Source organism: Collinsella sp. OM04-5 (assembly GCF_003439125.1).
GTDB lineage: Bacteria > Actinomycetota > Coriobacteriia > Coriobacteriales > Coriobacteriaceae > Collinsella.
Genome location: NZ_QSUU01000009.1, coordinates 1 through 14,946 on the forward strand (window position 1 = coordinate 1; position 14,946 = coordinate 14,946).

Annotated in this window: 12 protein-coding genes and 1 tRNA gene; 1 reads left to right on the forward strand and 12 read right to left on the reverse strand. The window is 58.6% G+C overall.

What is annotated here, in order from left to right; genetic code table 11:
• Positions 1-276 precede the first annotated feature (276 nt).
• The 10 genes from htpG to DXB53_RS06455 all read right to left on the reverse strand — a co-directional run bounded on the left by htpG (position 277) and on the right by DXB53_RS06455 (position 10,462).
• Positions 277-2,301: a molecular chaperone HtpG gene (gene htpG, locus DXB53_RS06410; protein WP_117583800.1), complete on the reverse strand. Its 2,025-nt coding sequence runs from the start codon at positions 2,299-2,301 to the stop codon at positions 277-279.
• Positions 2,302-2,503: 202 nt separating this feature from the next.
• Entirely contained in the window at positions 2,504-3,004 is a 501-nt protein-coding gene (locus tag DXB53_RS06415) for a GNAT family N-acetyltransferase (RefSeq protein ID WP_117563685.1), read from the reverse strand.
• Between the two features lie 38 nt (positions 3,005-3,042).
• Complete coding sequence (locus tag DXB53_RS06420; RefSeq protein WP_022094060.1) at positions 3,043-3,693, reverse strand: tyrosine-protein phosphatase; 651 nt, start codon at positions 3,691-3,693, stop codon at positions 3,043-3,045.
• Positions 3,694-3,710: 17 nt separating this feature from the next.
• The gene (locus tag DXB53_RS06425) at positions 3,711-4,448 is read right to left on the reverse strand and encodes a CpsD/CapB family tyrosine-protein kinase (protein ID WP_117583801.1); all 738 of its coding nucleotides are present in this window, start codon (positions 4,446-4,448) and stop codon (positions 3,711-3,713) included.
• A gap of 2 nt (positions 4,449-4,450) precedes the next feature.
• The gene (locus DXB53_RS06430) at positions 4,451-5,107 is read right to left on the reverse strand and encodes a YveK family protein (RefSeq protein ID WP_055250503.1); all 657 of its coding nucleotides are present in this window, start codon (positions 5,105-5,107) and stop codon (positions 4,451-4,453) included.
• A 195-nt stretch (positions 5,108-5,302) separates the two neighbouring features.
• Positions 5,303-6,697 carry a cell wall metabolism sensor histidine kinase WalK gene (locus tag DXB53_RS06435; protein ID WP_233502291.1) on the reverse strand — a complete coding sequence of 465 codons (1,395 nt, stop codon included), beginning with the start codon at positions 6,695-6,697 and terminating at the stop codon, positions 5,303-5,305.
• A gap of 33 nt (positions 6,698-6,730) precedes the next feature.
• Positions 6,731-7,459 carry a response regulator transcription factor gene (locus DXB53_RS06440; protein ID WP_055250507.1) on the reverse strand — a complete coding sequence of 243 codons (729 nt, stop codon included), beginning with the start codon at positions 7,457-7,459 and terminating at the stop codon, positions 6,731-6,733.
• A gap of 64 nt (positions 7,460-7,523) precedes the next feature.
• Positions 7,524-8,399 (reverse strand): phosphate ABC transporter ATP-binding protein PstB, encoded by an 876-nt coding sequence (gene pstB / locus DXB53_RS06445; protein WP_199407866.1) that lies wholly within the window; start codon positions 8,397-8,399, stop codon positions 7,524-7,526.
• A gap of 103 nt (positions 8,400-8,502) precedes the next feature.
• Positions 8,503-9,741 carry a sensor histidine kinase KdpD gene (locus DXB53_RS06450; protein ID WP_117583802.1) on the reverse strand — a complete coding sequence of 413 codons (1,239 nt, stop codon included), beginning with the start codon at positions 9,739-9,741 and terminating at the stop codon, positions 8,503-8,505.
• Positions 9,742-9,766: 25 nt separating this feature from the next.
• Positions 9,767-10,462, reverse strand: coding sequence for a response regulator transcription factor (locus tag DXB53_RS06455; RefSeq protein WP_117583803.1), 696 nt, complete (start codon positions 10,460-10,462; stop codon positions 9,767-9,769).
• A 197-nt stretch (positions 10,463-10,659) separates the two neighbouring features.
• Between DXB53_RS06455 and DXB53_RS06460 the strand changes: the two genes are divergently transcribed.
• On the forward strand, positions 10,660-12,000 hold the full coding sequence (locus DXB53_RS06460; protein ID WP_158549379.1) for a D-alanyl-D-alanine carboxypeptidase family protein: 1,341 nt from the start codon (positions 10,660-10,662) through the stop codon (positions 11,998-12,000).
• A gap of 131 nt (positions 12,001-12,131) precedes the next feature.
• Here the strand turns inward: DXB53_RS06460 and DXB53_RS06465 are convergent.
• Positions 12,132-12,222: transfer RNA gene (locus DXB53_RS06465), tRNA-Ser, on the reverse strand.
• Between the two features lie 94 nt (positions 12,223-12,316).
• Entirely contained in the window at positions 12,317-14,758 is a 2,442-nt protein-coding gene (locus DXB53_RS06470) for a lipopolysaccharide assembly protein LapB (RefSeq protein ID WP_117583805.1), read from the reverse strand.
• Positions 14,759-14,946 lie beyond the last annotated feature (188 nt).

The following is a 14,946-nucleotide window of genomic DNA, read 5'->3' on the forward strand; positions in this document are numbered from 1 at the left end:
CGGTCCCGGGCTGACAATTTCGACTGTAATGGACGTTCTTAAACGACTAGTCAAACAAGAACGTCCCCGATGACTACTTAGGGCCACGAAAGCGTCGCCGGTTGAGCATAAGTCAGCGAAAACGCCCCTAAGCGAGCAAGGTGACGTGAAAGAGGAGGGAAGCGTACTTCGGTACGCGACCGACGATTGAACGTCAGATTGCCGCTTAGGGGCGTTTGCAGCGTCGACCGGTCTGCCGTTCGTTAGAACGGCGGAACCAAAGGCGTAACTACTTAACTACATCAGCTCGCAGACAGCCGCCGCGAAGGCAACGGGGTCCTCGGGGAGGATACCCTCGACCAGCAGGGCCTGATCGTAGAGCAGGCCGGAGTACTGCTTGATCTTGTCGGCGTCACCTGCCTTCTGGGCAGCGACAAGCTTGTCAAAGACCGGGTGCTTGGCGTTGAGCTCGAGCACGCGCTGGCTCTTGGGCATGCCGTCGGGCGCGCCCTCGGGTCCCTTCTGGAGCACCTTCTCCATCTCGAGCGAAAGCGGACCCTCGGTGGTGATGCAAGCGGGGGCATCGGTCAGGCGCGCGGAGACGGCAACTTTCTCGACCTTGTCACCGAGCGCCTCCCTCATAGCGCTAAAGAGGTCCTCGTTTTCCTTGGTGGCGTCCTCGGCCTCCTTCTTCTCGTCCTCGGTCGCCAGATCAAGATCGCCAGTCGCGACGTTCTTGAGCTCCAGGTGACGATCCTCGACCTCGGGCTCGGCACCGTCGGCAACGGCCTTCTCGGCAGCCTCGCGGGCGGCGTCGTCCTCGTAGATCTTAGGCATATCGGCGGCAACGTACTCACGCATAGCCTGGAACGTGAACTCATCCACATCCTGCGTCAGCAACAGCACGTCATAGCCGCGGTCGAGCACACCCTTTACCACGGGCATCTTGGCCAAGCGCTCACGCGAGTCGCCGGCGGCGTAGTAGATGGCCTTCTGATCCCCGGGCATGCCCTTGGCATACTCGGCCAGGGTAATCATCTTCTGCTCCTTGGCAGACCAGAACAGTAGCAGGTCGGCGAGCTCATCGGCCTTCATGCCATAGCTCGAGTAGATGCCGTACTTAAGACCGCGGCCAAAGTTCTCAAAGAACTTCTCGTAGGCCTCGCGGTCGTTGTCGCGCATATCCTCAAGATCGGCGGTAATCTTCTTCTCCACGCGCTTGGCGATGGCCTTGAGCTGACGGTTCTGCTGCAGCGTCTCACGCGAGATGTTGAGCGACACGTCGGCAGAATCCACGACGCCGCGGACAAAGTTGTAGTAGTCGGGCAGCAGGTCGTCGCACTTCTCCATAATCAGCACGTTGGAGCTGTAGAGCGCCAGGCCCTTCTCGTAGTCCTTGCTGTACAGATCGAACGGGGCGCGGCCCGGCACAAACAGCAGCGCATCGTACTCAAGCGTACCCTCGGCATGGAAGCTGATAGTGCGCGCGGGATCGTCAAAGTCGTGGAACGTGGACTTGTAGAACTCGTTGTAATCCTTCTGCTCAACGTCGGAGCTGCGCTTTTTCCAAATCGGCGTCATGGAGTTGATGGTCTCGAGCTCCTGATAGTCCTCGTACTCGGGCTTGTAGTCGTCGCCGGCGTCCTCGGGCTTGGGTTTCTGGCGGCTCTTGCTCACCATCATCTGAATCGGGTAGCGCACATAGTTGCTGTACTGCTGAATCAGGCTCTTGAGGCCCCACTCGGTCAGGAAGCGATCGTAGGTCTCGGCCTCGCCGTCGGCGTCGAGCTTCTCGTTCTCGCGCAGCGTCAGGATGACATCGGTACCGTGCTCAGCACGCTCGCCATCCTCGATGGTGTAGCCCTCAAGACCGTCGGACTCCCAAACGTGGGCGGTGTCCTCGCCATAAGCGCGGCTGACGACCTTCACGTGGCTGGCGACCATAAAGGCGGAGTAGAAGCCCACGCCAAACTGGCCGATGATGTCGACATCGGAGCCCTGTTGCTCGGCGTTCTCGGTCTTAAACTCCTCGGAGCCGGAATGGGCGATGGTGCCCAGATTGCGCTCGAGCTCCTCGGCGGTCATGCCAATGCCGTTATCCGAGATGGTAATGGTGCGGGCGTCTTTATCAAAAGAGACGCGAATAGCCAGGTCGCCCTGGTCGAGCTTGACACTCGGGTCCTGCAGGCTCTTAAAGTTGAGCTTGTCGACGGCGTCACTCGCATTAGAGATAAGCTCGCGCAGGAAGATTTCCTTATTGGTGTAGATGGAGTTGATCATGAGGTCGAGCAGTTTTTTGCTCTCGGTCTTAAATTGACGCATGTGCAGTCCTTTCGCGCTACCCCCGTCCGCAAAAACGGCCCGGTTGCCCGAGCCGCATCGCAGACCTGCTATGTCCAGACTTAGATTTTATAACCCATTAGCGCGCATATATACATACGGAATCGAAAAACTGTATGTCCAAACGCTCTGATACGCCAATTGCCAAGGAGTGTCCCCGACTGCCGGCAGGAAAGGAACGTCCCTATCTGCCATCTACGCGCTTGGCCATCCAAGCATGGGGCTGGCCCTCGTCTTCGTAGTCCACCGGGGCAATCTGCGTGTAGCCCGCCTTGGCATAGAGCGGCAGCACGTATTCCTGCGCATGCAGCTTAATGAGCTTGGCGCCGGCATCACGCGCGCACGTATCACTGGCCTCGACAATCTTGCTCGCCAGACCGCGACGGCGCATGCTCGGCAGCACAGCCACGCGCCCCATAATGTAGGTCTCCCCCGCCGCGACGCCTTCGTCCAAGTCGCACGCCGGCGACACCGGAGCCCCTGCGTCAGCCGCGCGCTCAAGCTCTTCGGGAAACACGCGCGAGCAACCGGCAAGCTCGCCGTCTACATAGAGCGTCACATGAATGCAGTTCGGATCCTCGTCGATAGCGTCGAACTCATTCTCGTAGCCCTGCTCGTCCATAAAAACGACGCGGCGCACCAACGCCGCGTCATCAAAGCATCCCGTCTTAAGTTGGATATCCATGCTGCCCTTTCATTCAATGCGAACGTTAGGGACAGATTTTAGCGAAAATGAGCTCCGCGCACGCTAAACTTCGCGCGAGCCTTCGCCAGGCAATCGTAATGACCCACGTTATGGGCATCGCTCGCGATGAAGCTGTACAGGTTCTGATCGAACAGGCGCTGTGCCGGCTTTTTCTCGCGACCAAAGCGACCGCCGGCAATAAAGTCCGCCGAAGCTTGCAGCTTGCAGCCCATATCGACCAGGCGCTCCGCCACGCTTACATCCTTTTGAACCGCACGATAGCGCTCAGGATGAGCGATGATCACCTGGTAGCCACGGCACTGCAAATCGTAAATCGTGTTCTCGTACTCTCTAAACGCATACGCATCGGCATGCGTCGAAAGCTCGAGCAGAAACTCGTTGGTCCCATCGAAATGCAGGTGCTCCGCGGCATCGATACCAAGCTCAACGAGCTTTCGATGGTTGACCTCGAAGCCCATCTGGAGCGGAAAACCGTCAGCGTTATCACGCAGCAGCTCAAAGGCATCCCACATCTTGTCGTAATCAAAATAGGGATCACGGCAGTGAGGAGTGCAAACGATTCTGGTTACACCGGCCCGCTTGGCAGCCTCGAGCATCGCCAAGCTCTCATCGAGATCGGCGGCGCCGTCGTCTACACCCGGCAAGATATGGCAATGAATGTCACGCATAGGTCAGCCTTAATCAACTAAACGTTTGCTCGGTTGGTGAAGATGCCCTTTTTGGAAGTCCCCTGATTGTCGGAGCCCTTCTTAACCTTCTTACCGTCCTTGGTGTAGTAAGAATAGTAGTACTCGCTGGTCTCGGTCTCACAGTAATTCATGACGGTACCGATGAGCTTGACCTTCTCGGACTTCTTAAGCTGACCGATGGCGTTGAGCGCCTCTTCGCGCTTGGTAAAGTTCTCGCGCACCACGAACAGCGCGCCGTCGGTCAGGCTGGCAATCTCGGCAGCATCGATGAAGGTGCCGACCGGGGGAGCATCGAAGATGACGTACTGGAACTTGGCGGACAGTGCCTTTACCAGCTTGGCAAAGCGATGGGAGACGATGATGTCGGCAGGATTGGGAATGTGCGGCTCGGCATCGAGGAAGTAGAAGTTCTTCTGACCCGTCTCGACAATCGCCTGGTCGATAGAAACCTGCTCGGACAGGACTGCATAGAGTCCGCCGCGGGAGCGGACGCCGAGCATATCGGCAAGGGACCTGCGACGCATATCAGCCTCGACCAGCAGGACACTCTTGCCGCTCGTGGCGATTGCCTGAGCAAGGTTAATGGAAACCGTAGACTTGCCCTCGTTGGGAATCGAGGAGGTAACGGTGATGGTGCGAATGGGGTCATCCACGCTCGCAAAGCGGATGTTGGCCAGAAGGGTCTTGGCGGCATTCTGCACAACGAGCTTATCGGTGTTCTTTGCCTTAGCCATGCCTATTTACCACCTTTCATAGCCGGAATTCGGCCAACAACGGGAATACCCAGGAGCTCTTCTGCCTCTTCGGCACCGCGGATGCGGGTATTGAGCATGTCTGCCAAAACGACATAGGCAACTGCGATAAAGATACCGGCGAGGAACGCGACGGCAATATACAGCGTGCGCTTGGGGCCGCTGGGGGCTTCGGGGGTCTTAGCCTCGTCGATAACGTTGATGCTCTGGGCAGCGCCGACGTTCTGAGCGACCGTACTCACCGAGCTGGCAATGGCCTTTGCGACCTCAGCCGTCTCCTTGGCATCGGTGCCGGTAACCGAAAGCGTAATGACACGCGTGGTGGTCTCGGAGGAAACAGACACCTTGTAGTCATCCAGATCGGTAAGGCCCAGTTCTTTGGCGGCGCCGCTCTTAACGCTATCGCTATCCAGCAGCGTGGCGATATCGTTGGAAAGCATCTGGCTCGCCGAGAGATCGTTGTAGCTCATCTGACCGCTATCGTCGGTCTTGGCGAGAATGTACATGCTCGTCGTCGCGGTATAGGTGTTGTCCATCGCAACGAAGGACACGATGCCCATGGCGATCGCGCAGACCACCGGAAGGGTGATGACCAGCTTGAGGTGCTTCTTCAGCAGCTGGAACAGTTCGAGAAGGGTCATGCAGCTTGCCTTTCATTTCCCCAGTTCGGATTGACAAAACTGTCCGTATGTTATCGCATCTTTTTACCGAGACCAAACTCTATACATAAGAAACAGGCTCTCCTGTAAAAATGTCGGAAGCAATCGTAAAATTGCGCAACAACGCCGCACCCGAAAGTCAAATGCGGCGTCTACATCAATATCTATGTTGTATCGCTATGCGAATGGCTCGTCCTGCTGTATGGGAAACGTCACCGTAATGGTGGTTCCCACGCCCAACTCACTCGACAGATCGAGCGTGGCGTGATGATACAGGGCCGCATGCTTGACAATGGCAAGCCCCAGGCCGGTTCCGCCGCGTGCCTTGGACCTACTCTTGTCCACGCGATAGAACCGCTCAAATACCTTGCCCTGTTCTTCAGGCGCGATACCGATTCCCGTGTCGGCGACAGCGAGGAACGGATGGTCTTCGTCGTTGGTGCCGCACTGCAACGTAACCGTACCGCCGGGTCGATTGTAGCGGATGGCGTTGCTTGCCAGATTATAGATGAGCTCGTCGATCAAGCGCGACACGCCTTCGATGACCACAGGCTTGGTCTCATGACTTATCGTCACATTCGCTTGACGGGCGACCTGTTCAAGACGCTGCTCAACCGCGTAGATCGCACGCGAGAGCTCAATAGGCTCCGTGGAACCAATGGGCACTGTCTCGCCTTCAGTCGCACGTTCGGCCTCGTCCAAGTTAGACAGCGTAAGGATGTCGTTGACAAGCGCTGCCAAGCGGCCCGCCTCACGATAGATGCGACCGCCAAAGTTGCGCAGGTCGTCCTCGCCCTCGACCATGCCATTTGCGATGAGCTCGGCATAGCCCGAAATCGCCGTAAGCGGCGTCTTGAGCTCATGGGTGATATTCGCCGTGAACTCGCGGCGCATACGGTCGTTGTCCGCTAGCACCGCCATTTGGCGCTTGAGTTCCTGGCGCTGCGACTCGATGCGCTCAAGCATGGGAACCATCTCGGCATAGGCGTGCTCATAGCTACGGCGTGGGTGATCCAAATCCACCTCTTGTAACGGCGCGATGATGGCACGGGACTCACGGCGCGCCATAAAAAACGAGAGTACTGCACCCGCTGCTGCGATAAGCAGCATCGGCGCCAGCATCGACAGCAAAATCGCCGCAACGCCAGGCTGGGCCTGCGCCAAGCGAACGACCTGGCCGTTATCAAGGGTGACGGCGCGATACAGCATAATCTCGTCGAGCGTAGAGCTTGCGCGCTCCGCGGAACCCAAACCACTCTCAAAGGCCTCGATGACCTCGGGGCGATCACCATGGTTGGGCAGTGCGGAAGGCGACGCCTCGTTGTCGTAGGCAACCGATCCATCCTTGTTAATCAGCGTGATGCGTAAGTCCTCGCGATCGAGGCTACGCAAGAACGGGATGGGCTCCTGCTGCTCGTCGAGGGCGGCAGCAATGAGCTCGGTTTCCTGCGCCAGATTGGCACTCGTGGCATCCGCCAAGGTGTTTTGCACAAAGAACGCACCCAGCACCGTAAACGCCACGATAACCGCCATGGCGCAAACAAAGATCGTCACAAAAACGCGGTGCGACAACGTTTGTTTTCCCTGGGGGGCGAAGACCACGGGTTACTCCTCCGATGCAGTGGACGCGGTGTCGTCACCTTCGGCACCATCACCGGCCGAAGGCTCGGCCAGACGATAGCCCACGCCGCGCACGGTCTCTATGGCGCTCGCATGCTCGCCGAGCTTTTGGCGGAGCGTCTGCACATGTACGTCGACGGTGCGCGAACCGCCGTCGAAGTCCCAGCCCCATACGCTCTGCAGCAGCGACTCGCGGGTAAAGACCACGCCAGGTTTGCGCATGAGGTACTCGAGCAGGTCGAATTCGCGCAGCGTGAGCTTGAGCGGTTCACCGGCAACAGTCACTTCGCGGTGGCTGGGCGAAAGTACGATATCGCCCACGCTGAGCACATCGCTCGCCTGCTTGACCATGCCGCCGCGACGCAGCAGTGCGCGGCAACGGCTCGCAAGCTCCATGAGCGAAAACGGCTTAGTCAGGTAATCGTCGGCACCGCCATCGAGCGCCATCACCTTGTCGAGTTCGGTGTCCTTGGCGGTAAGCATCATGATGGGCACCGTCGCCGTCAGGCGATCGGCACGCAGGCGACGCATAATCGCCAAGCCATCGGTGTCGGGCAGCATGATATCGAGCAGCACAGCATCGGGCACCCGTCGCGCCACGGCAGCTTTAAACTCGCCATCGCACGAAAAGCCCTCGGCCTCGATTCCCTGCTTGCGCAGCGCGTAGACTGTCAAATCCCTGATGTTGTCATCGTCCTCGACGTAATAGATCATGTTGAACCCCTTTGCGGCCGATATGACCGCATCTTAACCCTAAAGGCACCTGCAAAAGACAGCGTCAGCCAAAACGCCCCGTCAAATAATCCGCGGTGCGCGGATCGGACGGATTCTTGAAGAGTTGCGCGGTGGGCGCGTGCTCCACCAGCTCACCCAGCAAAAAGAACGCAACCGAATCGGAAATACGCGCGGCCTGCTGCATGTTGTGCGTCACGACCACCAGCGTGCAGGTCTCCTTGAGCTCGCAGGCCAGCTGCTCCACCACCAACGTCGACACAGGGTCGAGTGCCGAGGTCGGCTCGTCCATCAGCAGAATGTCGGGCTGCACGGCAAGTGCGCGGGCGATGCACAGGCGCTGCTGCTGTCCACCCGAAAGACCCAGGCCCGACTCCATGAGCTTGTCCTTGACCTCATCCCATAGCGCAGCGCGACGAAGGGAGTCCTCGACCAGCTCATCGAGCATGACGCGGTCGCGCACACCCATACCGCGCGGACCGTAGGCGACGTTGTCGTAGATGCTCATGGGAAACGGGTTGGGGCGCTGGAACACCATGCCCACGCGCTGGCGCAAACGGCAGATGTCGTAATCGCCCAGGATATCTTGACCATCGAGCGCGATCTTGCCCTCGATGCGGCAATCCTTGATGCCGTCGTTCATGCGGTTAAAGCAGCGCAGCAACGTGGACTTTCCGCAGCCCGAAGGCCCGATGAACGAGGTGATCTGCTTGTCGCGGATCTTGATATTCACGTCCTTGAGCGCATGGTGGTCGCCATAGAACAGGTCGAGGCCCTCGACATCGATGCGCGTCGGCGAGGCGGCAAGATCCTCTGCCGTGGGGCGAGTCGCATCCCCAACCTCGCGCTCATGCGCGGCCTCGGCCTGCGCTTCCATGAGTTCTTCAAGCTCCGTGGGCTCCACAGCCGCAGCAGCCTTCATACCGCACACCTCCATATCGATATCAATTCAGCAGTATCGATAGTAGGAATCGCGGCTCATACGCACGTGAGCACATTGTCAAGTGTTTGTAAGGGCACGCTAGCTATGCGGCGGGCAGCCCGATGGTGAATATCGTGTGTTCGGGCGTCGATTCACATGCAACGGTACCGCCGTGTGCCGCGATGATCTCCTTGGCAATAGCAAGGCCCAAACCGGCACCACCGCGATTGGTCGCACGCGCCGCATCCAGGCGATAGAACTTCTCAAAGATCACCTTGAGCTTAGCCGCAGGGATAGGATCGCCCTGATTGATAAAGCGCACGCGCACGCCGCCATCGTCTTGGCGCCTGGCCTCAATCGTGATAGTCGAACCCTCATAGCTATAGGCGACGGCGTTTTTCATGATGTTGTTGAACACGCGGGCCATCTTGTCGCCATCCACGAGCACCGTCAGGTCCTCGCGAATATCAACTTGGGCTTCCTTATGCTGCTCGTTGAGGATGGGATAGAACTCGTCAGCCACCTGAGCCAGCAGCAACCCCAGATCAACATAGCCGCGCGTGAGCACGATATCGTGGAAGTCAAAGCGCGTGATATCGAAGAACTCTTCGATGAGCGCATCGAGCCGGTGCGCCTTGTCGAGCGCCACGCCCGTAAAACGCGTGCGCTGCTCAAGCGGCAAATCGGGGGCCTCCTGCAAGAGCGAAAGGTAGCCCACCACGCTGGCGAGCGGCGTGCGCAGGTCGTGCGCCAGGTACGTCACCAGGTCATCTTTGCGGTGGGATTCGTCACGCAGGGCTTGTTGAACCCTACGCTCGCAATCGCGCGCCCGGTTGAGCGCGCCCTCGACCTCGAGGAAGTCGCCGTCAATGTTGTCCCATGTGTCGGGGTTATCGATCAGACGGTCCTGAATGCGGGCGGCAATCACGCGGTCGGCGTGCAGCTCGCCCTGCTCGTAACCCTGGTAGTACAGGGCGCGTCCGCAGAAGAACAGGACGCACACGGCAAGCGCCAGCACAAATCCAAGCATGTTGAACACAAAGCCGGCGTCAAAGAATACGGGCTCGCCAATACCGCCAAGCGCCATGGACCCGATCGCCAACGTAATTGTCCACGCGGCGCCGCCGATCACCACACAGCGGCGAACGATTTCGAATCGATCAATCAGCAAAAAGCCAATGAGTAGAACTGCCAGGATGCCAACGATATTGTCAATGCCGATGAGCAGCAGACTCAGCAAAAAGAGCAGCACCGTCGCTAACGCACGGTTGTCAACGACCGCCCTTACGTATTCAAAGAGTCGATCGGGTACCTCGAATGCCCGCCTATCGTCTTTTGTCATATCTACTCCCCCACCATCAAAGGCGTTATTCGATTATGTAGCCGACGCCCCAGACGTTTTTGATAAAGCGCGGCTTCTGGGCATCGTCGCCGATCTTTTCGCGCAGATGGCGAATGTGCACCATAACCGTATTGTTGGAGCCGGGCATAAAGTCCTCGTTCCACACCGCGCGGAACAGGTCCTCCACGGGCACCACGCTACCACGATGCTCGACCAGATACAGCAAGATGGAATACTCGATGGGCGTAAGGCGCACCGGCGCACCGTCCACCGTCACAGAGCGGGCGTCGCGGTTGATCTCGAGGCCGTCGAGCTGGATGATCGGCGACTCGGCCGCCTGTGCGCGGCTGCCGTAGCTGGTATAACGACGAAGCTGAGCATGAACGCGTGCAATGAGCTCCAGCGGACGGAACGGCTTGACCACATAATCGTCTGCGCCAAGCGAAAGGCCCTCGATCTTGTCTTGCTGGGCATCGCGCGCCGTCAGCATGATCACGGGATAGGTATGGCTGGAACGGATCGTACGCAACAGCTCAAAGCCATCGATATCGGGCAGCATGACATCCAGCAGCGCCAGATCGAACTCTTGCTCCAAGATTGCCTTGGCAGCATCGGCCCCGCTATAGGCGACCTGTACGTCAAAGCCTTCTTTTGTAAGGTAGATGCCAACTAGGTCGGCGATGGCCTTCTCGTCATCAACTACCAAAATGTGCTCGTTCATGCGTGCTCCTCTCGCGCTCCATTATGCCCGAGGGGGCGCATGCCACACACAACAAGCGTGGGTGATTAAGTCGGCCTTAAGCACCCTTGTGCCCGTTCGGGCGCGGATGTGGGCCACGCACGCACGCGATGATTGCCGACACCGGCAAACGATATACTCTAGTTCCAGAAGAGACCATCCCGTCGAAAGCGAAATCTGTGAAGTCCCTCACCTCTTTTGCAAAGCGCTCAGCCCAGCTTGCCGCCGGCTTTGTCTGCGCTATCGCCCTTGCCGCTGGCGTGCCCACCGTCGCCGGCGCCCAAGTGCTCACGACCGACAATGTCTGCGGCAAAACCGCCGATGCGCGCGGCATCACGGCCGATAATCTGCCCGATATCGATGCGACCAATGCGCTCGTCATGGGCAAAGACGGCACCGTCTACTACGGGCGCGGCGCCGATGAGCAGGTCAAAATCGCCTCGATCACCAAGGTCATGACCGCAATCCTAACCGTCGAGAATTGCAAGATGGACGAGAAGGTCACGGTGAGCAACGCCGCAGCCACCGTGGGTAATTCGACCGCCGGCTTGCTCGAAGGTGACGAGCTTACCGTGGAGCAGGCACTGCGCGGCCTGATGATTCCCTCGGGCAACGACGCCGCCATCGTGCTCGCCGAATATGTGGGCAAGAAGATCGACCCTAAGACCAAAGACGCCGAGGCAACCTTTGTGAAGGCCATGAACGAGCGCGCTAAGAAGCTCGGCTGCACCGGTACGCTTTTTGAAAACCCGCATGGTCTGGACTTTGATGAGTGGGCTGGCGATATGCACTCAACCGCACACGACGTAGCGCTGATGATGCAGGAGGCCATGAAAAACGACACGATCCGCGAGGTCGTAGCGAGCGAGGATTCCTGGATCGAGGTCACGGGCGCCGACGGCACCGACCATTCGCATTCCATGGACACGCATAACTATTTGCTGGGCCAAGATGGCAACATCGGTGGCAAGACCGGCACCACCGACGACGCGGGCTATTGCTTTACGAGCGCCTACAACCGCGACGGCGACGAGATCTACACCGTCGTTTTGAACTCCACCACCACCGACCAGCGCTTTACCGATACCGCAACCCTTGCCAATTGGTACTACGGTCACAAGGTGACGGTCGCAATCGCCAACACACAGGAAAAGACCGCCAACGGCAACCCGCTTATGGCGCGCATTGGCCAAACCGACTGGACGGATAAGACGATCGACGCCACACTCGCCGATCCTACGGCGCAAGCGACCGTGTTTTCCCTTGCCGGCGAGGTGACCGAAAAGGTTAGCTACGACGATCTTTCGGGCACGGTGCATGTGGGCGACAAGGTGGGCAGCGTCACGCTCAAGCAGGACGGCACCAAGATCGCCGTCATGGACCTAGTTGCCGACGAGGAAGGCGCAGGGCCGAATCCCATTGAATGGCTACTCGTGAAGCTCGATCGCTTGGGCCGTCGCATCGACAACCGCCCACTCACGGCAGAAAGCGAGACCGTCGCCAAGGCGCCCGAGGTGTAGGGCGCAAGAATAATAAGTCCACTGAAAGGAGGCGTCCGAAAGGATGCCTCTTTTTTTGAGGGTTCGAATCCCCAGCCTCCTTTCTCCGCACAAAAAAGGGCCCCAAATGGGACCCTTCTTTCAAGTCATACTGGCGGAGAGCTGGGGATTCGAACCCCAGATGCCCTTTTGGGGCATACTCGCTTAGCAGGCGAGCACCTTCGGCCTCTCGGTCAGCTCTCCGTAACAGCCGTTCTATAGTAACCAAACAGTCGAAGTTGGGCAAGAGGGAATTTTCTAATTGCCCGGCGGCCTTTCCTCCTTGCAGTTTTCGCCCCTACCCCAGCGAGCGGTTGAGGGAGCCGAGCTCGTCGTTGCCCATGGTACGCCACATTTGGAAGATGCAACCGCGCGCCAGGAAAAAGAAGCCGTTATCGACCAGCTGCACGGCGGCATCCGCAAGCTGGTTGGCCACCGCGGGCACGGGCGGCAATTCGAGTCCAGCCCTGCGGATGGTCTCGACCGCTTCCTCGAACGTCGGAGGCTCGCTGACACCCATCTCGTTCATAAGGCCCTGCATTTCTTCCAGCGCGCTGCTGCCCGACTCCTCGCCGCGCGGCACCAGACGGTAACAAGCCAGCGCCAGGTCGAGCTGATCGCAATTCCAATAGGCAAACGCCAAGCGATAGAACAGGTAGCCGATTGCAGAACGATCGCTGGCAATACGTAGGCCGTGGCGCGCCACCTCGATAATCTCGTCAAAGCGCTCCAGACGCGCGAGCACGTTGATGAGCGCAAAGTGCGACTGCATGGACGAGCGCGCCAGATCGTAAAGATGGCGCACCTCGGGCAGTGCTTGTTCAAAGTCCTCTTGCTCGGCGTAAAAACTGCAGATCTCGTGCTGGGCAAAGTACAGCGCATCGGGCGCACGAAGGATTCGCACAGAGCGGTCTTCTTCCAACACCGGTAGCACCATGCGCACCAGCTGGTTATCGCAAAACTGCGTTTGAACCGGACCTGTCGCCAAAAGCTCGGCGACGGCGCACTTAGCCTCCAACTCCTCGACAAGACGGGAAAAGCCTTCAAAAGCACCTGTACGGTCGACTTTTGCCTGCTCGCGCAATTCAACAACACGGGCCACGTATGGGTCGTCGTCCTCTTCCATGACCTCCAACTCGTCAGCCGTATCGGCAAGCAGCAGATCGCGCAGCGCCGGCGGCAGCGTGCGATGGTCATCACGCGGACGAGCATGAACCTCCGCAGGCTCAATCGTCTCCGGAGCGGTTGACTCATACGCCTCAAGTACACGCTTGCACGGCATATCGTCCATGTCCATGCTCTCAAGATCCTTGACGACAGGCACGCAATCGGCCAGATAGGCCGCGCGCCCAAAGAAATACGTTGCGACAACGCGCTCGCCCTGCTCACTGCCGGGAGCAGCAATCTGCACATAGCAGCGCGTGATGCAGGTGCCCGCGGCAAAACACGCTGCTGCAAGCGTGAGTGCCACGCGCGCATCGTGCTCCGCGGCCCAGATCGCACGCGCGTCCTCGTCCAACTCGCGCCAGGCGTCATCTTGAGCGTCGTATTCACGTTGCGGCATGGCATCAACGACAGACTGCCCAAACCGAACGAGCATGATCCCCTCGGCAACGTTTGCCCGATAGGTATAGTCGAGCCGCGTGACCACGTTAAGTGCCTCGACAATACGCGCGAAGCGGGTACGCACATCCCACTCACCGCCCGGCTGGCAAGCCACCGTACCCGGTTTGCCCCACGGGTTATCGCTCGAGGCCGTATCGAGCAGTCGGGGAACATCGTTGGTCGTCTTGGCGATATGCCACGCATCAAAGAGCGCGCAGCCCTCAAGGCTCGGCGAGGATGCCGCAGGGACCAATCCGGCCCCGATGTGCTCAAGGATGCCGGAGAGACGGTTAAGACGGCACTCGATGGCAAGCAGCATGTCAATCTCGTCCTGGTCCAGCAGGCTGCGATCAAAATTGAGATAGAAAAGCTTTGAGCGATCGATGCGAGCCAGGCTCATCTCGGACTTAGCGGCGATGGTGCGCAAGCGGGGCAAGTCAATTTCACTCATAAGGGCGGCGGCATAGCGCTCGATACCGCTCGGATTCTCGGCATGGTCAACGCGGTAGAGCAGCGTCTCGATAGCGTCAGGGAGCGGTGCCGTGTTAAAGCCCAAAAACACCTCGACCGGCTCGGGCAACTTTACGAGCTTGATCTTGTCGACAACGTTTTGCATACCCTCGTCGAGTCCGTCGGCGTCCGCCGTGCTCGCAATGGTATTTTCGGAGTCAGCGAATATCACGTAGCGCAGGAACATCGATGCCATGAACTCACCGTAAGGAAGGGAGCGGGTCGAATTCCATGTCTCGTGATCGGACTGTTCGCGCATGGGGCCTTCGGGAGAGCCGACGGTTCGCGCGCACGCGCGCATCGTGCCGTTTGCTCCCCTCACCATAATCTCACCAATACCGGAGTCCGACTCGTCAAGGACCAGTTCCATGTCGGGATCGTTGGGCAGCGGAGCCTCGCTAACGGGGCGGTCCACCTTGTACACCTCACCCGAAACGCTTACGTAGCCCAAAAGCGACACATGGCTTTTGCCAACGAATTCGACGACATAACAAGATTCATGCTGATCCTCGCCAAAGAGTTTCCAGACCACGCCATATGAGCGTCCCGCAGGCTGCTCGGACATCGCCGGAAAGCGCTTCTTGGGATCGAGAAACCTGAGCTTGTATGTCGGACGCTCTGCCACGAAATATCACCCTGATCGGTCGCTTGAGAAGGAGCGGTCGCGAATAAGTCGCGACATCTACTCGGAATCTTACACGAGTCGACAGGAAATCGTCCCTTTGGACGAAAGCACTCAAGCTGGCGTAAAAGAAAAGCCCCCGTTGCCGGGAGCTTTAATCTCAAATGGTGCGGCGTATAGGATTCCGCGCA

Excerpts from the sequence above, each read along its gene's own strand:
- htpG (WP_117583800.1), bottom strand. The coding sequence starts at position 2,301 with ATGCGTCAATTTAAGACCGAGAGCAAAAAACTGCTCGACCTCATGATC.
- DXB53_RS06415 (WP_117563685.1), bottom strand. The coding sequence starts at position 3,004 with ATGGATATCCAACTTAAGACGGGATGCTTTGATGACGCGGCGTTGGTG.
- DXB53_RS06420 (WP_022094060.1), bottom strand. The coding sequence starts at position 3,693 with ATGCGTGACATTCATTGCCATATCTTGCCGGGTGTAGACGACGGCGCC.
- DXB53_RS06425 (WP_117583801.1), bottom strand. The coding sequence starts at position 4,448 with ATGGCTAAGGCAAAGAACACCGATAAGCTCGTTGTGCAGAATGCCGCC.
- DXB53_RS06430 (WP_055250503.1), bottom strand. The coding sequence starts at position 5,107 with ATGACCCTTCTCGAACTGTTCCAGCTGCTGAAGAAGCACCTCAAGCTG.
- DXB53_RS06440 (WP_055250507.1), bottom strand. The coding sequence starts at position 7,459 with ATGATCTATTACGTCGAGGACGATGACAACATCAGGGATTTGACAGTC.
- pstB (WP_199407866.1), bottom strand. The coding sequence starts at position 8,399 with ATGAAGGCTGCTGCGGCTGTGGAGCCCACGGAGCTTGAAGAACTCATG.
- DXB53_RS06450 (WP_117583802.1), bottom strand. The coding sequence starts at position 9,741 with ATGACAAAAGACGATAGGCGGGCATTCGAGGTACCCGATCGACTCTTT.
- DXB53_RS06455 (WP_117583803.1), bottom strand. The coding sequence starts at position 10,462 with ATGAACGAGCACATTTTGGTAGTTGATGACGAGAAGGCCATCGCCGAC.